General features: G+C 63.8%; 22 protein-coding genes. 13 read left to right on the forward strand and 9 right to left on the reverse strand.

Translation table 11 applies throughout. From position 1 onward, the window contains the following. Nucleotides 1-423 (reverse strand): MarR family winged helix-turn-helix transcriptional regulator (locus tag LB553_RS29595; protein WP_224518495.1); only part of this gene is annotated, 423 nt, incomplete at its 3' end. 131 nt (nucleotides 424-554) lie between these two features. Here LB553_RS29595 and hmgA point away from each other — a divergent pair. From hmgA to LB553_RS29625, 6 genes are all read left to right on the forward strand, one after another. Further along, nucleotides 555-1,868 carry a homogentisate 1,2-dioxygenase gene (hmgA, locus tag LB553_RS29600; protein WP_224518496.1) on the forward strand — a complete coding sequence of 438 codons (1,314 nt, stop codon included), beginning with the start codon at nucleotides 555-557 and terminating at the stop codon, nucleotides 1,866-1,868. A 10-nt stretch (nucleotides 1,869-1,878) separates the two neighbouring features. Then, the gene (locus tag LB553_RS29605; protein WP_224518497.1) at nucleotides 1,879-2,766 is read left to right on the forward strand and encodes an MBL fold metallo-hydrolase; all 888 of its coding nucleotides are present in this window, start codon (nucleotides 1,879-1,881) and stop codon (nucleotides 2,764-2,766) included. Beyond that, nucleotides 2,763-3,776, forward strand: a complete 1,014-nt coding sequence (locus LB553_RS29610) for a fumarylacetoacetate hydrolase family protein (RefSeq protein WP_224518498.1) — start codon at nucleotides 2,763-2,765, stop codon at nucleotides 3,774-3,776. The genes LB553_RS29605 and LB553_RS29610 overlap by 4 nt, the downstream gene beginning before the upstream one ends. 15 nt (nucleotides 3,777-3,791) lie before the next feature. Then, nucleotides 3,792-4,328 carry a DinB family protein gene (locus tag LB553_RS29615; protein WP_224518499.1) on the forward strand — a complete coding sequence of 179 codons (537 nt, stop codon included), beginning with the start codon at nucleotides 3,792-3,794 and terminating at the stop codon, nucleotides 4,326-4,328. Between the two features lie 134 nt (nucleotides 4,329-4,462). Continuing rightward, entirely contained in the window at nucleotides 4,463-4,651 is a 189-nt protein-coding gene (locus LB553_RS29620) for a hypothetical protein (protein ID WP_318011546.1), read from the forward strand. Then, nucleotides 4,638-4,964 (forward strand): BrnA antitoxin family protein, encoded by a 327-nt coding sequence (locus LB553_RS29625; RefSeq protein ID WP_224518500.1) that lies wholly within the window; start codon nucleotides 4,638-4,640, stop codon nucleotides 4,962-4,964. The genes LB553_RS29620 and LB553_RS29625 overlap by 14 nt, the downstream gene beginning before the upstream one ends. 128 nt (nucleotides 4,965-5,092) lie before the next feature. On the opposite strand, the gene LB553_RS29630 is transcribed toward LB553_RS29625, so the two are convergent. Then, nucleotides 5,093-5,455 carry a type II toxin-antitoxin system VapC family toxin gene (locus tag LB553_RS29630; protein ID WP_318011547.1) on the reverse strand — a complete coding sequence of 121 codons (363 nt, stop codon included), beginning with the start codon at nucleotides 5,453-5,455 and terminating at the stop codon, nucleotides 5,093-5,095. A 290-nt stretch (nucleotides 5,456-5,745) separates the two neighbouring features. Further along, nucleotides 5,746-6,861 carry a 4-hydroxyphenylpyruvate dioxygenase gene (hppD, locus tag LB553_RS29635; RefSeq protein WP_224518501.1) on the reverse strand — a complete coding sequence of 372 codons (1,116 nt, stop codon included), beginning with the start codon at nucleotides 6,859-6,861 and terminating at the stop codon, nucleotides 5,746-5,748. A 137-nt stretch (nucleotides 6,862-6,998) separates the two neighbouring features. Here hppD and LB553_RS29640 point away from each other — a divergent pair, with 137 nt between their 5' ends. Beyond that, nucleotides 6,999-7,466, forward strand: a complete 468-nt coding sequence (locus LB553_RS29640; RefSeq protein WP_224518502.1) for an Lrp/AsnC family transcriptional regulator — start codon at nucleotides 6,999-7,001, stop codon at nucleotides 7,464-7,466. 88 nt (nucleotides 7,467-7,554) lie between these two features. Here LB553_RS29640 and LB553_RS29645 read toward each other — a convergent pair whose 3' ends face one another. From LB553_RS29645 to aztA, 4 genes are all read right to left on the reverse strand, one after another. Then, complete coding sequence (locus LB553_RS29645; RefSeq protein WP_224518503.1) at nucleotides 7,555-7,893, reverse strand: TIGR01244 family sulfur transferase; 339 nt, start codon at nucleotides 7,891-7,893, stop codon at nucleotides 7,555-7,557. A 148-nt stretch (nucleotides 7,894-8,041) separates the two neighbouring features. After that, complete coding sequence (gene aztC / locus LB553_RS29650) at nucleotides 8,042-8,983, reverse strand: zinc ABC transporter substrate-binding protein AztC (protein ID WP_224518504.1); 942 nt, start codon at nucleotides 8,981-8,983, stop codon at nucleotides 8,042-8,044. Nucleotides 8,984-9,014: 31 nt separating this feature from the next. Continuing rightward, nucleotides 9,015-9,887 carry a zinc ABC transporter permease AztB gene (gene aztB, locus LB553_RS29655; protein ID WP_224518517.1) on the reverse strand — a complete coding sequence of 291 codons (873 nt, stop codon included), beginning with the start codon at nucleotides 9,885-9,887 and terminating at the stop codon, nucleotides 9,015-9,017. Next, nucleotides 9,887-10,711 (reverse strand): zinc ABC transporter ATP-binding protein AztA, encoded by an 825-nt coding sequence (gene aztA / locus LB553_RS29660; protein WP_224518505.1) that lies wholly within the window; start codon nucleotides 10,709-10,711, stop codon nucleotides 9,887-9,889. Before aztA ends, aztB begins: the two co-directional genes overlap by 1 nt. Before the next feature lie 222 nt (nucleotides 10,712-10,933). On the opposite strand from aztA, the gene LB553_RS29665 reads away from it, so the two are divergent. Next, nucleotides 10,934-11,278, forward strand: coding sequence for a RidA family protein (locus tag LB553_RS29665; RefSeq protein WP_140697768.1), 345 nt, complete (start codon nucleotides 10,934-10,936; stop codon nucleotides 11,276-11,278). A 137-nt stretch (nucleotides 11,279-11,415) separates the two neighbouring features. Here the strand turns inward: LB553_RS29665 and hutC are convergent, their stop codons facing one another. After that, on the reverse strand, nucleotides 11,416-12,162 hold the full coding sequence (hutC, locus tag LB553_RS29670; protein ID WP_224518506.1) for a histidine utilization repressor: 747 nt from the start codon (nucleotides 12,160-12,162) through the stop codon (nucleotides 11,416-11,418). 13 nt (nucleotides 12,163-12,175) lie between these two features. Next, nucleotides 12,176-13,531 (reverse strand): formimidoylglutamate deiminase, encoded by a 1,356-nt coding sequence (locus LB553_RS29675; protein WP_224518507.1) that lies wholly within the window; start codon nucleotides 13,529-13,531, stop codon nucleotides 12,176-12,178. A 97-nt stretch (nucleotides 13,532-13,628) separates the two neighbouring features. On the opposite strand from LB553_RS29675, the gene hutI reads away from it, so the two are divergent. From hutI to LB553_RS29700, 5 genes are read left to right on the forward strand one after another with little or no spacing between them, the layout of a single operon-like run. Next, the gene (hutI, locus tag LB553_RS29680) at nucleotides 13,629-14,858 is read left to right on the forward strand and encodes an imidazolonepropionase (protein WP_224518508.1); all 1,230 of its coding nucleotides are present in this window, start codon (nucleotides 13,629-13,631) and stop codon (nucleotides 14,856-14,858) included. Then, nucleotides 14,855-16,396: a histidine ammonia-lyase gene (hutH, locus tag LB553_RS29685; protein WP_224518509.1), complete on the forward strand. Its 1,542-nt coding sequence runs from the start codon at nucleotides 14,855-14,857 to the stop codon at nucleotides 16,394-16,396. The genes hutI and hutH overlap by 4 nt, the downstream gene beginning before the upstream one ends. Next, nucleotides 16,393-17,214: an N-formylglutamate deformylase gene (gene hutG, locus LB553_RS29690; protein ID WP_224518510.1), complete on the forward strand. Its 822-nt coding sequence runs from the start codon at nucleotides 16,393-16,395 to the stop codon at nucleotides 17,212-17,214. The genes hutH and hutG overlap by 4 nt, the downstream gene beginning before the upstream one ends. A 31-nt stretch (nucleotides 17,215-17,245) precedes the next feature. Further along, nucleotides 17,246-18,919 (forward strand): urocanate hydratase, encoded by a 1,674-nt coding sequence (gene hutU, locus LB553_RS29695; RefSeq protein ID WP_224518511.1) that lies wholly within the window; start codon nucleotides 17,246-17,248, stop codon nucleotides 18,917-18,919. Between the two features lie 5 nt (nucleotides 18,920-18,924). Next, entirely contained in the window at nucleotides 18,925-19,512 is a 588-nt protein-coding gene (locus tag LB553_RS29700) for a HutD family protein (RefSeq protein WP_224518512.1), read from the forward strand. The last annotated feature ends 229 nt before the right edge of the window (nucleotides 19,513-19,741 follow it).

Consider the following 19,741-nt stretch of genomic DNA (forward strand, 5'->3'; position numbering starts at 1 on the left):
CTCCAGCGCCGCCACCCCCCTGACGATCGCCGCCCGCTCCTCCACACTCAGCTTCCCCAGCAACTCCCTCTCAAACGCCTTCGCCAGCGGCACCATCTCGCGATAGGCGGCGAGCCCCGCCCTGGTCAGCGCCAGATGCTCGACACGCCGATCGCTCTCATCCGGCGTGCGCGTCAGCCAACGCCGCCGTTCCAACTCCGCCACCGCCCGCGACACCTTCGTCTTGTGCATGGCCGATTGCTCGCCGAGTTCCGTCGCCGTCATCGTTCCGCGTTCACCCAGCCCGGAAAGCGTGCGCCATTCCGGCCGCGTCAGGCCGTGGCGCTCCTTGTAGATGCGCGAGAACTCGCGACTGACGGTGTCGGCAAGCCGATAGAGCCGGTAGGGCAGGAAGCTTTCCAGCTCAAGGATATCCGGTTCCATGAAGCGCTCCCGGGCCGCATCGCGGCCGTTGATAGTTACATTTTCGATGGTTACAAATGAAACCAGTTTGGTCAACATCGCCGGCAGGCCGCGTCTTGGGACGCTTGTAAGCCGGGATCAGGGAGGATCGGATGGGCTTTTCCTACATGCCGGGCTTCGGCAATGACTTCGAGACCGAGACGCTGCCCGGATCGCTGCCGCAGGGCCGCAACTCGCCGCAGCGGCCCGCCTACGGGCTTTACGCCGAGCAGCTGTCTGGCTCGCCCTTCACCGCGCCGCGCGGCACCAACGAGCGCTCCTGGCTCTACCGCATCCGCCCGAGCGTAAAGCACACCGGCCGCTTCAAGGGCGCCAGCTACCCTTTGTGGAAGACAGGCCCCAATATCGGCGACCACGAGCTGGCGCTCGGCCAATACCGCTGGAACCCGACGCCGATGCCGACAGAGCCGACCGACTTCATCTCCGGCATGCGTACCTTCACCACGGCCGGCGACGCGGTCGGCCAATCCGGCATGGCCGCGCATGTCTATGTCGCCAACCGCTCGATGGTGGATGACCATTTCTTCAACGCCGACGGGGAATTGCTGGTTGTGCCGCAGCTCGGCGCGCTGCGCTTCGTCACCGAGATGGGGGTGATCGAGCTTCGGCCCGGCGAGATCGCGGTGCTGCCGCGCGGTCTCGTCTTCAAGGTCGAGCTCGCCGACAAGGAGGCGCGCGGCTATGTCTGCGAGAACTATGGCGCCAAGTTCACCATGCCCGACCGCGGCCCGATCGGCGCCAATTGCCTGGCCAATCCACGCGACTTCAAGACGCCCTGCGCCTGGTTCGAGGAGAAGGAGACGCCCTGCCGGCTGATCGTCAAATGGTGCGGCACCTTCCATGTCACCGAACTCGGCCATTCACCGCTCGACGTCGTCGCCTGGCATGGCAACTACGCGCCCTACAAATATGATCTGGCGACGTTTTCCCCGGTCGGCGCCATCCTGTTCGACCACCCGGACCCGTCGATCTTTACCGTGCTGACGGCGCCGAGCGGCGAGGAGGGCACGGCCAATGTCGATTTCGTCATCTTCCCGCCGCGCTGGCTGGTGGCGGAAAACACCTTTCGGCCGCCCTGGTACCACCGCAATATCATGAGTGAGTTCATGGGCCTGATCCACGGCCAGTACGACGCCAAAGAAGAGGGTTTTGTTCCTGGCGGCATCAGCCTGCACAATCAGATGCTGGCGCATGGGCCGGACGCGTCCGGCTTCGAGAAGGCGACGCGCGCCGACCTGAAGCCGGTCAAGCTCGACAACACCATGGCCTTCATGTTCGAGACGCGCTTTCCGCAGATGCTGACGCGCTACGCCGCCGAGACCGGCACCTTGCAGGAGAACTATATCGACTGCTGGGCAGACCTGAAGAAGCGCTTCAACGGCACCCCGGAAGGCGATTGGTCTTGAGGCACGCCCGATGAATGACCGGCTGGTACTTCTGGGCTCCAAGGGCGGCCCGGCGTTGCGGCCGGGCGGTCCCTGGCCGACCTCCTCCCTGCTGGAACTCGGTGGACGAACCATTGTTGTCGATTGCGGGCTTGGCGTCACGCGCGGCCTGGTCGATGCCGGCATAAGCCTGAAGGCGCTCGACCTAATCTTCATCACGCACCTTCATTCGGACCACGTTCTGGAACTCGGGCCGCTTACCCACACCGCCTGGACGGCGGGGCTGGTGACGCCGGTGACCATTTTCGGCCCACCTGGCACCAGCCATTACTGGCAACGCTTCTGCCAGGCGATGGAGTTCGACATCGAGATCCGCATCGTCGACGAAGGCAGGCCGGACATCCGCGACCTGATCACGGTCGAGGAGTTCGGCGAGGGGTCTGTTCTGGACGAGCGGGGCCTGACGGTAACGGCATTGCGTGTCGATCATCCGCCGGTCACCGACTGTTTTGCGCTGCGTTTCGAGCATGGCGACAGGAGCGTGGTGTTCTCCGCCGATACCGCCTTTTTTCCGCCACTGGCCGAGTTTGCGCGCGGCGCCAACATCCTCGTCCATGAAGCCATGCTGGAGGCCGGCGTGGAAAGGCTGGTCGCCCGGACCGGCAACGGCGCGCGGCTGCGCGAGCATCTCTTCGCCAGCCACAGCCTGGCCGGGGAAGCAGGCCGCATCGCTAGCGATGCCGGGGTGAAGCGGCTTGTGCTCAACCATCTCATTCCAGCCGACGACCCGGCGATCGGCGAAGCCGACTGGATCGACGCCGTCAGGAAAACTTGGGCCGGCGACTTGACGATTGCCCGCGACGGCCTTGTTGTACCGCTAAGCGGCGAACACGCCGCGTCAGGAGAGGAAACCGCATGAAGCTTGCCACACTGAAGAACGGGACGCGCGACGGGAAGCTGGTCGTGGTCTCGCGCGATCTGACGCGGTTCACGGATGCCTCCTTCCTGGTGCCGACGCTGCAGGCCGCGCTGGACGACTGGCGGCGCATCGCGCCGCATCTGGCGGCCATGGCGGAATCGCTGGAGGCCAACGCGGTGCCTTCGGCGCGCTTTCATGAGCATGACGCGCATTCGCCGCTGCCGCGCGCCTATCAATGGGCGGACGGCTCGGCCTATGTGAACCATGTCGAGCTGGTGCGCAAAGCGCGCGGCGCCGAGATGCCGGCGAGCTTCTGGACCGACCCGCTGATCTACCAGGGCGGTTCCGATTCCTTTGTTGCCCCACGCGATCCGATCCGGATGGCCGACGAGGCCTTCGGCATCGACCTGGAGGCGGAGGTCGCGGTCATCGTCGACGATGTGCCGATGGGCGCCAGCCTGGAAGAAGCGAAGGAGGCAATCCGCCTAATTATGCTGGTCAACGACGTCACGCTGCGCGCCGTCACCGGGCCGGAACTGGCAAAAGGTTTCGGTTTCTTCCAATCGAAGCCGTCTTCCGCTTTCTCGCCGGTCGCGGTCACGACGGATGAACTGGGCGATGCCTGGGACGGCGGCAAGGTCAGTCTCGCGCTGTTGGTCGACGTCAACGGCAAGCCGTTTGGCCGCGCCAATGCCGGCGTCGACATGACCTTCGATTTTCCCGCCCTGATCGCGCATGCCACTAAAACCCGACCGCTCGCCGCAGGCACCATCATCGGCTCGGGCACGGTCTCCAACAAGCTCGATGGCGGGCCGGGCAAGCCCGTCTCGGCCGGCGGCGCCGGCTATTCCTGCATCGCCGAGTTGCGCATGATCGAGACCATCGAGTCAGGCGAGCCGAAGACTCCCTTCCTGCGTTTCGGGGACACGGTGCGCATCGAGATGAAGGACAGAACCGGCCACTCGATCTTCGGCGCCATCGAGCAGAAGGTCGAGAAATACGAGAGGTGAGGGAGAACCCGAACGGTGACCCTGCTCGATCACCTGCGCCGCATGGCCCGCAACAACCTCTGGTCGAATGACCGGCTCTACCGCGCGGTGCTTGCGCTTCAGCCCGGCGAGTTCGCGGCCGAACGCACAAGTTTCTTTCCGTCGATCAAGGAGACGCTCAACCACATCCTCGCGGTCGACCTTCTCTATCTCGACTTCCTGACGGATGGAGGCCGGGGTGCCGCAGCCTACGACGACTACGTGCCGTTCGACGATGCGGCGACCTTGGCGGAGGCACAAGCCAATTTCGACCGCCGGCTGATTGCCTTCTGCGATTACTTGTCCGAAGCCGATCTCGACCGCCGTGTCATCACCGACAGGCGCGAGGACGGCATGATCCCCGAGCGCATCGGCGATATCCTCGCCCATCTCTTCCTGCACGACATCCATCATCGCGGCCAGGTGCACGCCATGCTTTCCGGCACTTCCGTTCCGCCGCCGCAACTGGATGAGTTCCTGCTCGATTATGACCTCATGCTGAGGAAGGATGAAATCGAGCAACTGGGATTGTGAACGAGACGACCTGAAAATTATTGTAGTTACAAGCTATTGACTTAATTATTGTAGGTACATAAATTCGTGAGGTCTTTTGGGATGAGCCGAAGCGGCTGGCCAACATCGAGAAGCACGGGCTGGATTTTGCCGCTCTGGATGACGGCTTCTTTCTCACGTCGACAATCCGGACGGCCAAGGCCGGACGCTTCATGGCGATCGGTCGGCTTGTCGGGGGAGTCGTTGCGGTGATCTTTGCCCGGCTTGGCTCTGAGGGCATTTCGATAATTTCGATGCGGCCGGCCAACCAGGCGGAAAGGAGATTGTTCGATGGCGAAGTCTAAGCTGAGCATCACGAAACCAGACAAGGAATTCCAGCCAGGCAAAGGATTCACGAAGGAAGATTGGGATGCCGTTTCCGACAATCCCGAGTGGACCGAGGAAGATTTTCGAAACGCTCGTCCCTTCACCGAGGTCTTCCCCGATTTTGCCGAAAGCATTCGCCGCTCGCGCGGCCGCCCCGCGCTCGACAACCCGAAGAAGCAGGTGACGCTGCGCCTCGATAGCGACGTGATTGCCCGCTTCCGCGCCGGCGGGCCCGGCTGGCAGAGCCGGATCAACGATATCCTGCGCAAAGCCGCCGGCCTCCAAAAGTAGCTCGCCCAGCATCGACGCCAGATGGTGCGGCGCTACTCGCTTGGGTCATGGCGCCCCAAGGACGATTCCCGCTCGACTACGATATTAAGCTAAGCCGAGAAAGGCTGAGGTCGGGCTGCACTGGATGCTTAGACCAACGAAACGTCGTAGGCTGCGAAGTGCCGATCCACAGTGACCATCGTCAGACCTTCAATTTGAGCCTGCGCGATGAGCAGACGGTCGAATGGATCACGATAATGAAGCGGCAGATGCTCAAGCCTCGCGGCGTGCAATTCATTGACGCCGAGGATCGGAATACCGTTCGACCGCAAGATTTCGACGATATTGCCTGTGAGCGTGACTTTGCCGAGCGACTTCTTGGTGGCGATCTCTGCTAGCGAGATTGCGCCGACGACCACATCCGCGCCCCCAAGAAAGATGTCGCGATGGTGGCCAGAAAGTCGTGAGTCCGCGTTGAGTACCCAGAGTAAAATAAGGTATCGACCAGATATTTACGGCTCATTTAATCTACTCGTCCCGTTCGGGACCGAGTTCGTCAAAATCGTCCGATACCCAAATTTGGCCTTTCAAGGCCCCAAACAGGCCTTTGCTTCCGCCGGGCCGAGCAGGGGCGCTTAAGGTTGCCACAATCTCCCCCTGCCAGGTCAGGTTGATCTCTTCACCTGCCTGGGCACGCTTCACCAACTCAGAGAGCTGGGCCCTTCGCTTTGGCTATCGGTACATTCATATCGACCTCTTATGACCAGAATTTAGGTCATAAGAGGTCAAAGCCGCAACCGGCTTACGCCGCCTTGCCGTCCAGCTTGATGACGCCGCGCTTGATCTGATCCTGCTCGATCGATTCGAACAGCGCCCGGAAATTGCCCTCGCCAAAGCCCTCGTCGCCCTTGCGCTGGATGAACTCGAAGAAGATCGGCCCGATCACGGTCTTGGAGAAGATCTGCAGCAGGATCTTCGTCATGCCGCCGTCGACCACGCCTTCGCCGTCGATCAGGATGCCGTGCTTCTTCATGCGCTCGATAGGCTCGTCATGGCCGTGCACGCGCTCATGCGACATCTCGTAATAGGTGTCGGGCGGGCCCGGCATGAATTTTAGCCCGTTGGCAGCGAGCTTGTCGGTCGCCTCGTAGATGGCGTCGGTGCCGACCGCGATATGCTGGATGCCCTCGCCATTATACTTCTTGAGGTATTCGGCGATCTGGCTGGTCTCGTCCTTGGACTCGTTCATCGGAATGCGGATCTTGCCGCAGGGGGAGGTGATCGCCCGGCTGACAAGGCCGGTGATCTTGCCGTCGATGTCGAAGAAATGGATCTGCTTGAAACCGAACAAGTCGCGATAGAAATCCCACCACTTGTCCATGTTGCCGCGATAGACATTGTGGGTGAGGTGGTCGAGATAATAGAAGCCGACGCCTTCGGGCTTGGGGTCGCGCTCGCCCAGCCATTCGAACTCGGCGTCATAGGCCGAGCCTTTCTCGCCATAGGCTTCGATGAAATAAAGCAGCGAGCCGCCGATGCCGACGATGGCCGGCACGTCGAGCGCCTTGTCGGCGCCCTCATAGGGTGTGGCACCCTTTGAGACGGCATGGTCGAAGGCATGTTTGGCATCAACCACGCGCCACGCCATCGAGGCGGCGCAGGGGCCGTGCTTCTCGACGAATTTCATCGCATGCGAGCCGGGCTCGGCATTGACGACATAGTTGATGTCGCCTTGGCGCCAGACGGTGATGTCCTTGCTGCGATGCTTGGCCACCGCGACATAGCCCATCCGGGCAAACAGTTCGGCGAGTTTTGCCGGCTCTGAATGCGCGAACTCGACGAATTCAAAGCCGTCGGTGCCGGCGGGGTTTTGCTTGCTGATCCTGGCAGGCGGGGCGTCGTGCGGGAAGGGGCCCATGGCAGTCCTCCGAAAGCTGTGCGGCCAAGCTTGGCCATCTTTCACCATGATAGCGCGGAGCTGCCGCACGGTGCTTGCATTCAACCACTTAAAATGCTCATCATGTGCGCAAATTGTGCATGAAGGGAGGATTGTTCGTGGATGATACGCGTCTCGATCAATTTGACCGCAAGATAATGGCGCTTCTGCAAGAGGATGCGCGCTTCACCAACAACGACCTTTCCGAGCGCGTGAACCTCTCGCCCTCGCAATGCTCGCGCCGCCGCCAGCGGCTGGAGGATGATGGCTACATCAAAGGCTACCGCGCCGTGCTCGACCGCGATCGTCTGGGCTTTTCGCTGGTCAACGTGATCTCTGTAACCCTGGCCACCCACAACCGCGACAATGCCCGCCGCTTCGGCGAGCTGGTCGCTCGCCTGCCCGAGGTGCAGGAGGCGCACGCGTTGACCGGCGAGATGGACTATATCCTGAAGGTGGTGACGCCCGACCTCAAGTCACTGTCCGAGTTCGTCAACGGCGTGCTCCTGCCGCATGAATCCGTGCAGCATGTGAAGACAGCGATCGTGCTGGAGACGTTGAAGGAAACCGCGGCGCTGCCGATTTAGCTCAGCGGACCTCGCCGGCTATGTTGGAGGGACGGCACCCCCCTCTGGTCGGCAGGCCGGAGGGGGTCCGCACGGCATAACTAATCCGTCACCCTCGCTGCTGCTGGATCAGCCCATAAAGGTTGGTGCAACGCGCGCCTGAGCGGCAGTAGGCAAACACCGGCCCTTCGAGTTCATCCAGCGCGGCGGCCTGTTCCTCGACATTGTTCAGCGTGATCTGGCCGCTGATGACCGGAATGTAGCGGAAGCCGAGGCCGGCCGCCTCGGCCGCGGCCTGAACGCTCCCGGCCGAAGGCTGGCCGGGCTGTTCGTCGTCCGGCCGGTTGCAGATCACGCTTTTGAAGCCGGCGTCCTTGATGGCGGCGATATCCTCAGGCTGGATCTGGCCGGAGACCGAATAGTCGTCGCTGATCTGGCGGTATTCCATGATGTGGTCCTCGCGAACTCTCTGGCGGCTGTCTTGCCACTCCGGGAGAGAGGCGGCAATCCGCATTGAAAGAATTCTCTGCCAAATAGCGACGACCGATCGAAAAATCCAACCGGGCCGGTGTCGGCCCGGTTGGATGCCGCGTCGCTCAGCTTCCGAGGATCGCGCCTTTGATCTGCGTGATATTGTTGTGCATCATGTCGATATAGGTCGAGGCGGGGCCATCGGGCTGAGACAGCGCGTCCGAATAGAGCGTGCCGCCGACCTTGATGCCGGTCTCGCCGGCGATCTGCTCGATCAGCCGCGGATTGGTGATGTTTTCCAAGAAAATCGCCGCCGCCTTGTCCTGCTTGACTTGGCTAACCAGCTTGGCGACATCGGCGGCCGACGGTTCGGAATCGGTCGAGATGCCCTGCGGCGCCAGGAAGGTCAGGCCGTATTCGTGCTCGAAATAGCCGAAGGCGTCATGCGAGGTAATGACGACGCGCTTGGCTTCGGGGATTGACTGGATCGCCGCTTTGACTTCGCCCTCCAGCGCATCGAGCTTGGTGGTGTAGGCGGCGGCATTGGCCTTGTAGCTGTCGCAGCCTTCGCTGTCGGCGGCGCAGAACGCGTCGGCGATGTTCTTCACATAGATTTTGGCGTTGGCGATCGACTGGAAGGCGTGCGGATCGGTGACGGTCTTGCCGCCGCCGGTGCCTGCGCCTTCGGCGGCATCCGCATCGGCGAATTCCGGCTTGAAGTCGATCGGCGTCACGCCCTTGGTCAGCGTCACGATCGCGGCCTTTGTGGCGCTGGCATCGACCAGGCGCTGGAGGAAACCCTCGAAATGCAGGCCGTTGACCAGCACGACGTCGGCTTTGGCCATCGCCACTGCGTCCGCCGGGCTCGGTTCATAGACATGCGCGTCGCCGTCCGGCCCGACGATGGTGGTGATGTTGACCCGGTCGCCGCCGACATTTTTCGCGAAGTCGGCAATGACGGTGAAGCTCGCCACCACTTTCAACGGCGCCGCGAAAGCGGAAGAGGTTGCCAAAGTGCTTAATGTTATAACGCTCAACGCCAGCGCGGCACGGAAGGATTTCAGCATCAGGTAGGTCTCCTTGCTTTGGGAATTGGGATCAGGCGGTGCGGTGGCGGTGATGAACGATGCGTGCGCGCAGCACGCCGCGCGTGCCGAACAGGATCGAGCAGAAATAGACGACACCGGCCGAAAGGATGATCGCCGGGCCGGAGGGCAGCGAGGCGTGGTAGGACAGAAGCAGCCCGGCAATGCAGGAGGCAAAGCCGATCAGCACGGCGAGCACGCACATCGGTTCGACGCGCACTGTCCAGAAGCGGGCGGCGGCGGCAGGCAGCATCATCAGCCCGACCGAGAGCAGCGTGCCCAGCGCCTGGAAACCGCCGACCAGGTTGAGCACGACAAGGCCTAAGAAGATGAAATGCACCGGGCTGCCCATGCGGCTCACCGAGCGCAGAAACAGCGGGTCGAGGCACTCGGCGACAAGCGCGCGCCAGAAGATGGCGAGACAGGCGAGCGTCACCGCCACGATGCCGCCGATCAGGATAAGCGCCTCATTGTTTAGCGCCAGCACCGTGCCGAACAGCACATGCATGAGATCGACGCTGGAGCCGCGGATCGACACCATCAGCACGCCGACGGCAAGCGAGATGAGATAGAAGGCCGCCATCGAGGCGTCCTCGCGCTGGATGGTGAAGCGAGAGACGGCGCCAGCGCCGAGAGCAACGATGATGCCGGCGATCAGCCCGCCGACGGTCATCGGCAGGATTTCGAGCCCATAGAGCAGGAAGCCGGCGGCGGCGCCCGGCAGGATGGCATGTGCCATCGCGTCGCCGGACAGGCTCATGCGCCTGAGCATCAGGAAGACGCCGACCGGGCAGGCGCCGAGCGACAGCATCAGCGAGCCGAACAGCGCCCGTTGCATGAAGGCGAAATCGGCAAAGGGCGCGATGAACAGGCCGTAGAGATCCATCACGCCGCCCTCGGTCCGGAGCCATGCTGATGGTCATGATGGTGATCATGCGCGTGATCGGGGTGCGCGTGATCATGGCCATGGTCGTTATCGTCCGGCTCGCACCACGGCGCATTTTCTTCCCACGCCTCGTGGAAGCGCCTTGCCTTGAGCAGATTTTCCGGCCGCAGCGTTTCCTTGGTGTCGCCCCAGGCGACGGGCTGGCGGGCAAGCAGCAGCGTTTCCGGGAAATTCTGCCGCACCAGGTCGAGGTCGTGAATCACGACCATGATCGTGCGCTCCTCGCCATGCCAGCGCTTTATCAACTGGATGAGATCGCCCACCGTCTTGGAGTCGACCGCATTGAACGGCTCGTCGAGCAGGATGAGGTCGGCGTCCTGCAGAAGCACGCGGGCAAACAGCGTGCGCTGCAGCTGTCCGCCGGACAGCGTGTCGATCGGCCGCTTCTCGAAGCCGCCGAGCCCGACCGCCATCAGCGCCTTGCTGACGGATTCTCGGTCCTCTTTGGTGTAGCGCCCGAGCATGCCACGCTTTGGCCACAGGCCGAGCGAGACCAGATCGACCACCCGCGCCGGAAAGGAGCGGTCGAGCTCCGACTGCTGTGGTAGATAGGCGGTGCGGACGCCCGGCATGCGGACCACCGCGCCTTCCATCGGCTTCAAAACGCCGACGATGCCCTTCATCAGCGTCGACTTGCCCGAGCCGTTGGCGCCGACCACGGCGGTCAGCGAGCCTTTGCGGACGATGCCGTTGAGATGATGGATCGCCGGATGGCTGCCGTAGCCCAGCGTCAGGTCGCGGAAGGTCAGGCAGGCATTGGTCATCAGACAGTCGGTCCGCGAAATCGAGTGTGTCGTCGATATGTGATGTTATTACATTAGTCAACATGGCGATCAGGCGGAATTGTGTCGCGCCGGTCAACTCGGCGTGTAGGCGGATGGAGCATAGACCAGACATTTGGCTCAATTGGTTTCGCGCCTGCCGGCCTTGCCCCAAGTCGACCCGGGCTCTAAAGAGCAGCGACTCCCACAATGAAGGAACCTCCAATGAGCATTCGTCGCATCGATGTCGGCCCGCGCATGAGCCAGATCGTCATCCACGGCAACACCGTCTATCTGGCCGGCCAGGTCGGCGAGCCCGGCGGCAACGTCGCTTCGCAGACCCGCGATATCCTCAAGACCATCGACGAATTGCTCGCCAAGGCCGGCACCGACAAGACCAAGATCGTCCAGGCGATCATCTGGCTGGCTGACATGGGCACCTTCGCCGAGATGAATTCGGAATGGGACAAGTGGGTGCCGCAGGGCCACACCCCGGCGCGCGCCACCGGCGAAGCCAAGCTCGCCGCTCCGGAATATCTGGTCGAGATCATTGTGACTGCGGCGATCTGAGGCGGCACTCCCCCTTCATCCGGCCGCTTCGCGGCCACCTTGTCCCCGGTGGGGAGAAGAGATTTGCGCCGGCGCTGACCGTTCCTCTCCCCTTGGGGAGAGGTCAGCCGAGCGAAGCGGAGGCTGGGTGAGGGGAGTCACCCCTGCGAAGGCGTAAACCGCGCCACCAGCGTGTGGCTCTCCGCCGGGTAGATGAACCGTACATGGGTCACCGGGTGTTCGGCGCTCCAGGTGCGGCGTTCGACCACCAGGCAGGGCGCGCTCGCGTCGATGTCGAGCGCATCGGCGATCGTCTCGTCGGCGGCCATGGCGCGGATGCGGTGCTCGGCCTCGCTCCATGGCACGCGGCCGATCAGCCAGGGCCCCGGCGCGATCTGGAGAAATTCCTCCTCGGCAGCCTCGGCCACGGCTGAAAGATTGATCAGCCGCTGCTCAAGGGCGAATGGCCGTTCGCCGGCAAAATGCATGCCCTCCAGCGCGAGCACCGGACCTGATTGGGAAAGCCCGAGCCGCGCGCGATCCTCGGCACTGCTGCGCCGTTTCAGGCGCTCGAGCCGCTCATAGCGATAGGGCAGGCCGAGCGCCTCGACCTCGATCCTGATGTCGTGCAGCTCCAGCACCGCCGCCTGCGACTGCGGCTGGCGCACGAAACTGCCTGAACGGCGGCGGCGCTCGATCAATCCGGCTTTGGCGAGCTGCGACAGCGCCTTGTTCACCGTCATGCGCGAGCAATTATAGTGAGCCGTCAACTCGTGCTCGAAGGGGATGCGATGGCCCGGCGCCCAGGCGCCCGACAGGATCTTCTCGCGGATGTCCGACAGAATGCGTTGATGCAGCGAGAGGATCTCGCCGCCTTCGATGTCATCTGTCTCGCTCAGGCTCATCGGAAGTTCCTGTTCAGCCCTGCGACAATGCTGTCATGACTTCGCGGAACCGCTTGGCGACCGCCTCGCGCTTCGCATGCCTGCCGCCGCTGACCTGCTTCTTGCCATGTACCCAGAGGCAATCGACCTTGGTGCCATTGGCAAAGATCCAGGCGTCGAGGATCGCGTCGCCCGCCTTGCCGGCAAGCGAGGGATGACCGGCGTCGAGCGAGACCAAATCGGCAGGGCCGCCGGCGGCAATCCGCGACTGGCCGGCGCCGAGCGCCCGGCTGCCCCCGTCGAGCGAGGCGTCGAACAGCGCGCGCCCCGTCGAGCCGCCGGCGCGGGCCAGCACATTGCGGGCGCGGTGGGCGAGGCGCTGCGAATATTCGAGCTGCCTCAGCTCGTCCGGCAGGCCGATCAGCACATTGGAATCGGAACCGATGCCGAAGCGCCCGCCCTGCTCGGCGAAGAATGGGGCCGCGAAAGTGCCGTCGCCGAGATTGGCTTCGGTGATCGGACAGAGCCCGGCAATCGCGCCGCTCTTCGCCATCGCGGCTGTTTCCGCGTCGGTCATATGCGTGGCGTGGATCAGGCACCAGCGATTGTCCACCTTGGCGTTGGCGAGCAGAAATTCGACCGGGCGCTTGCCCGACCATGCGACGCAGTCCTCGACTTCCTTCACCTGTTCGGCGACATGGATATGGATCGGTCCGTCCGGCGCCATCGCGGCGACCGCATTGAGCTCGTCCGGTGTTGCGGCGCGCAGGCTGTGCGGCGCAACGCCGAGGACGGCCTGCTCCAGCGAACGAACGCCCTCGCGGCTTTTCTCAAGCAGACGTCCGAAGCGATCGACATCATTGATGAATCGCCGCTGGCCTTCGTTGGGAGCAGCGCCCCCGAAGGCAGAATGGGCATAGAAGACCGGCAGCAGTGTCAGGCCAATGCCGGTGCCTGCGGCGGCAGCCGCGATCCGCTCTGCCATTTCAGCGATATTGGCGTAAGGCTGTCCGTCGCGATCATGGTGGAGATAGTGGAACTCGCCGACACGCGAAAAGCCGGCCTCCAGCATTTCGACATAGAGCTGGGACGCTACCGCTTCGACCTGGTCCGGCGTCATCGACAGCGCGAAGCGGTACATCACCTCGCGCCAGCTCCAAAAACTGTCGGCCGAGGGGCCGCGCAATTCGGCCAAACCGGCCATGCCGCGCTGGAAGGCGTGGCTGTGCAAATTGGGCATGCCCGGCAGGACGATGGCGTGCCGTTCGTCGCCGGCCCGAGCGGCAGCGCCGGTCTCGACCTTCGAGATGCGGCCGTTCTCGAACACGATCCTGACATTCCTTTGCCAGCCCTCGGGCAGAAGCGCCTGTTCCGCAAAGATCGCCGTCACGTCCATCTCCGAATCTGAATGCCCATGCGACATTATTACTTGCGTCGCGTCCCAATATGTATATACATAATCGCCATCCAAGCAAACGGAAAAGATGATGGGTGGAGCGAATAAGGAGAGCGGTCATCGGATCTGGCGCAATGCGCGCCTGGCGACCATGGCCGAGGGTGCGGCCGGTCTCGGTATCGTCGAAAAAGGCGCGATCGCCGTGCGCGACAGGCTTATTCTTTATGCCGGTCCCGAGGCCGACATGCCGGCTTCGGTCGGGCAGGGCGCCGAGACCGTCGATTGCTCTGGACGCTGGATCACGCCCGGCCTGATCGACTGCCATACCCATCTTGTCTATGCCGGCAACCGCGCCAACGAATTCGAGATGCGTCTGGCCGGCGCCACCTATGAAGAAGTGGCGCGCGCCGGCGGTGGCATCGTCTCCTCGGTCAAGTCGCTGCGCGCCGCGAGCGAAGACGAGCTTGTTGCCCAGACGCTGCCGCGGCTCGATGCGCTGATCGCCGAAGGCGTCACCGCCGTCGAGGTCAAGTCCGGCTACGGCCTCGATGCCGAGAATGAGAAAAAGTCGTTGCGCGCCGCCCGACATCTGGCCAATGAGCGCCCCGTCACGGTCCGCACGACATGTCTTGCCGCGCACGCGCTGCCGCCGGAAGCCAAGGGCGACAAGGACGCCTTCATTGATCTCGTCGCCGGCACGATCCTCCCCGAGGTTGCCGCTGAAAAACTCGCCGACGCGGTCGACGGCTTTTGCGAGGGCATCGCCTTCTCGGCGGAGCAAATGGCGCGCGTGTTCGACAAGGCGAAGGCGCTCGGCCTACCCGTAAAACTCCACGCCGACCAGCTTTCCAACCTGCATGGCGCGGCACTTGCCGCCCGCTATGGCGCGCTTTCTGCCGACCATCTTGAATATACGGACGAAGCCGGCGCCGAAGCGATGGCCAAGGCCGGCACCGTGGCGACCATCCTGCCCGGCGCCTACTACTTCATCCGCGAGACGAAGAAGCCGCCGGTCGATCTCTTTCGCCGCCACGGCGTGAAGATGGCTGTCGCCACCGACTCCAATCCCGGCACCTCGCCGCTCACCTCGCTGCTGCTCACCATGAACATGGCCGCGACGCTGTTCGGCATGACTGTCGACGAATGCCTGGCTGGCGTCACCCGCGAGGCTGCGCGCGCCCTTGGCCTGTTGGGCCAGACCGGCACGTTGGAAGCCGGCAAATCGGCCGACCTCGCCATCTGGGACATCGAGCGCCCGGCCGAACTCGTCTACCGCATGGGCTTCAACCCGCTCCATGCCCGTATCTGGAGAGGACAATGACGGAACTTACCCTGACGCCCGGCAACGTCACGCTTGCCGACTGGCGCGCCATCTATCGCGGCGCCGTGCCGAAGCTCGACGATGCCTGCCGGCCGAAGATCAAGGCCAGCGCCGAGGCGGTCGCCCGCATCCTCGCCAAGGGCGAGCCGGTCTATGGCATCAACACCGGCTTCGGCAAATTGGCCAGCGTCCGCATCCCGGCTGATGATCTCGAAACCCTCCAGCGCAACATCGTACTGTCGCATGCCGCCGGCGTCGGCGAGCCGATGCCCGTCGCCGTGGTGCGGCTGATGATGGCACTGAAGCTCGCCAGCCTGGCCCAGGGCGCATCCGGCGTGCGGTCCCAGACCATCGAATTGCTGGAAGCAATGCTCGCCAACGACGTCATTCCGGTAGTGCCGGCGCAAGGTTCGGTCGGCGCTTCCGGCGACCTCGCGCCGCTTTCGCATATGACCGCCGTGATGATCGGCGTCGGCGAATGCTTTACCCCGCATGGCCGGTTCCCGGCCAAGGTCGCCTTCGTCTCGCATGGGCTGGAGCCGGTAACGCTCGGCGCCAAGGAGGGCCTGGCGCTGCTCAACGGCACGCAGTTCTCGACCGCCTTCGCGCTGGCCGGCCTGTTCGAGGCCGAGATTCTCTACCAGTCGGCGCTGGTCGCCGGCGCGCTGTCGACCGACGCAGCCAAGGGCTCCGACGCACCCTTCGACCCACGCATCCATCTTTTGAGAAAGCATCGCGGCCAGATCGAGACGGCTGATGCCCTGCGAAATCTCATGGCCGGCAGCGCCATTCGCGAATCGCACCGCGTCGGCGACGAGCGCGTGCAGGACCCGTATTGCCTGCGCTGCCAGCCGCAGGTGATGGGCGCCGCGCTCGACGTGCTGCGCAAGGCGGCGGACACGCTTCAGACGGAAGCCAATGGCGTCACCGACAACCCGCTGATCTTAGCCGAGGACGACACCGCGCTTTCGGGCGGCAATTTCCACGCCGAGCCGGTGGCCTTCGCGGCCGACATGATCGCGCTTGCCGTCTGCGAGATCGGCTCGCTGTCGGAACGCCGCATCGCCATGCTGGTCGATCCGGCATTGTCCGGCATGCCGGCCTTCCTGACGCCGAAGCCGGGTCTGAACTCCGGTTTCATGATCCCGCAGGTGACGGCGGCGGCGCTTGTTTCGGAAAACAAGCAGAAGGCCTATCCGGCGAGCGTCGATTCCATTCCGACCTCGGCCAACCAGGAAGATCATGTCTCGATGGCGGCGCACGGCGCGCGCCGGCTGCTCGGCATGATCGAGAATGCGACCGCTGTCATCGGCATCGAATTGCTGGCCGCCGCGCAAGGCTGCGATTTTCACGCGCCGCTTGCGTCCAGCGAGGCGCTGGAGGCGGTGCGCAAGCTGGTGCGAGCCGAAGTCCCGCATCTCGACAATGACCGCCATTTCCATCCCGACATGGAAAAGGCGATCGCCATGGTCCGCAGCGGCGCCGCGGTGAAGGCGGCGGGCGGCGTGAAGCTGCCGGTGATCGCGGGAGCGGCATGATGGCCTCGCCAAGCTGGCTCACCGTCACCCAGGGCACAGCGCCGCTGCTGGTCTCGATCCCGCACACCGGCATCGACCTTGCCGGCCTCGACTCGCGCCTCGTCTCGCCTTGGCTCGGCCGGCGCGATTGCGACTGGTGGATCGACAAGCTCTATGATTTCGCCACCGACCTCGGCGCCACGGTCGTCCACACCGCCATCTCGCGCACCGTTATCGACGTCAATCGCGATCCATCGGGCGTTTCGCTCTATCCCGGCCAGGCGACGACAACCCTTTGCCCGACGGAAACTTTTGACGGCGACCCGCTCTACCGCATGGGCGAGGAGCCGACGCCGGCTGAGATCGACCAGCGCCGCGAAACCTATTTCGTTCCCTACCACGCCGCCCTGCAGGCCGAGATCGACCGGCTGCGCGGCATACACGATAAGATCGTGCTCTACGACTGCCATTCGATCCGTTCGGTGCTGCCGCGCCTGTTCGAAGGCACGCTGCCGGTCTTCAACCTTGGCACCAGTGACGGCAAGAGCACGGATCCCTTGCTGCAGGAGAAAGTGGCCGCCATCCTGGCCGCGACCGGCGAGACCTGGGTGGTCAACGGCCGCTTCAAGGGCGGCTGGATCACCAGAAGCTTCGGCCAGCCTCAAAACGGCGTCCACGCGCTGCAGATGGAGCTCTCCAACCGCGGCTACATGCGCGAGCCGGCAGGGAAGGGCTCGCCGGAAAATTGGCCGGTGCCTTACGATGCCACCTATGCCGCGCCGATCCGCGCCACGCTGAAAACAATCCTCGAAACCGCCATTGACTGGGCCGGGCGCTGACCCGCGCCGCCCGCCTTGCTTGAAAGGGACAATGATGACCGATCCTCGTCACAACATACGTGAAGTGCGCGCCCCCCGCGGCGACAAGCTCAACGCCCGTTACTGGACGACGGAAGCGCCGCTGCGCATGCTGATGAACAATCTCGACCCGGAGGTCGCCGAGAACCCGAACGAGCTCGTCGTCTATGGCGGCATCGGCAGGGCGGCGCGCACCTGGAACGATTTCGACCGCATCGTCGCTTCGCTGAAGACGCTGGGCGAGGACGAGACGCTGCTGGTGCAGTCCGGCAAGCCGGTGGGCGTCTTCAAGACACATTCCAATGCGCCGCGCGTGCTCATCGCCAACTCCAACATCGTGCCGCATTGGGCGACGTGGGAGAAGTTCAACGAGCTCGATAGGAAGGGCTTGATGATGTACGGCCAAATGACGGCCGGCTCCTGGATCTATATCGGCACGCAGGGCATCGTTCAGGGCACCTACGAGACCTTCGTTGAGGCCGGTCGCCAGCATTATAACGGCGACCTCAAGGGCAAGTGGATCCTGACCGGCGGCCTCGGCGGTATGGGTGGCGCCCAGCCCTTGGCGGCCGTCATGGCCGGTGCTTCCTGCCTCGCGATCGAGTGCAATCCGGACTCGATCAATTTTCGCCTGCGCACCCGCTATCTCGACGAGAAGGCCGAGACGCTCGACCAAGCCATGGAGATGATTAATCGCTGGACCAAGGCCGGCGAAGCAAAATCGGTCGGACTGCTCGGCAACGCCGCCGAGATCGTGCCGGAGATGTTCAAGCGCGGCATCCGCCCCCACATCCTCACCGACCAGACCTCGGCGCATGACCCGATCAACGGCTATCTGCCCAAGGGCTGGACGATGGCCGAGTGGCGCGAGAAGCGCATCTCGGATCCGAAGGCCGTCGAAAAGGCCGCCCGGGCCTCGATGCGCGAGCATGTCGAGGCGATGGTGGCGTTCTGGAACGCCGGCGTGCCGACGCTCGACTACGGCAACAACATCCGCCAGGTCGCCAAGGACGAGGGTTTCGAGAACGCCTTCGCCTTCCCGGGCTTCGTGCCGGCCTATATCCGGCCGCTGTTTTGCCGCGGCATCGGTCCGTTCCGCTGGGCCGCGCTCTCGGGCGATCCGGAAGATATCTACAGGACCGACGCCAAGGTGCGCGAGCTCACCCCAGGCAACACCCGTCTGCACAATTGGCTCGACATGGCGCGCAAGCGCATCTCCTTCCAGGGCCTGCCGGCGCGCATCTGCTGGGTCGGTCTCGGCGACCGCCACCGGCTCGGTCTTGCCTTCAACGAGATGGTCGCCAAGGGCGAGCTCAAGGCGCCGGTCGTTATCGGCCGCGACCATCTCGATTCCGGCTCGGTCGCCTCGCCGAACCGCGAGACCGAAGCGATGAAGGATGGCTCCGACGCCGTTTCCGACTGGCCGCTGCTCAACGCGCTGCTCAACACCGCGTCCGGCGCCACCTGGGTGTCGCTGCACCATGGCGGCGGCGTCGGCATGGGATTCTCGCAGCATGCCGGCATGGTGATCGTCGCCGACGGCACGCCCGAGGCGGCAAAGCGCTTGGAGCGCGTGTTGTGGAACGACCCGGCGACCGGCGTCATGCGCCATGCCGATGCCGGCTACGACATCGCCATCCAGTGCGCCAAGGAGCACCAGCTCAACCTGCCGGGCATCCTGGGCTGAGCCGAATGCGCATCCTTCGTGCCGCCGATTACCGCGTAATGCCGTGGAAGAATGGCGGCGGCACGACCACCGAAATCGCCGTTTCGCCCGACGGCGCCGGGCTCGACGATTTCGACTGGCGCATCTCCATGGCCCGCGTCGAGACCAGCGGGCCGTTCTCAAGCTTCGCAGGCATAGACCGGACATTGTCGGTACTGGAAGGTGAGGGGATCATCCTCGACATTGCCGGCCGGCCTCCGGTGCGGCTGACCTCGGCTTCGGCGCCGCTCGCCTTTCCGGGCGACATACCCACCGGCGCGGCGCTGATCGGCGGTCCGATCACCGATCTCAACATCATGACGCGCCGTGGCCGCATGGTCCATGAGGTCGAGCGCCGGTCTTTCACCGCCGAGATTCGGATCGCGCCGCGCGCCGACACCACGCTCATTCTTGCCCTCGGCGCCGGCGCCACGCTCTTCACGGACGATGCGCCGAGCCTCGGATCGCTCGACACGCTGATCCTCGACCGCGACAGCCCGGAAATGCGGCTTCAGCCTAAGGGGCAGGGCCTGCTTTTCGTGATCGGGCTCCACCGCCTCGCGGCCAACCATTAACGGCTGTTGCCAAACATGATCGCGGCTCGGGCGAATTATCGCCCGGCCCCTTGCATGTATCACGAAAAAGCCCGAATCCTTGCCCTGATCCAACCGGGGGCGGAGAGCGAGGGGCGTTCGCCTACGAGCTGTCGAAAGGGCACGCCCCGGTTGTGGTGCGCAAAACAAACTTTCGGCCGATCAGTCATGCAACCAATTGCAATTGAACCGGTTTTAGGGCCATTGCCGT

The sequence above is a fragment of the Mesorhizobium sp. CA8 genome, assembly GCF_020164955.1.
In the GTDB taxonomy this organism is placed as follows: Bacteria; Pseudomonadota; Alphaproteobacteria; order Rhizobiales; family Rhizobiaceae; genus Mesorhizobium.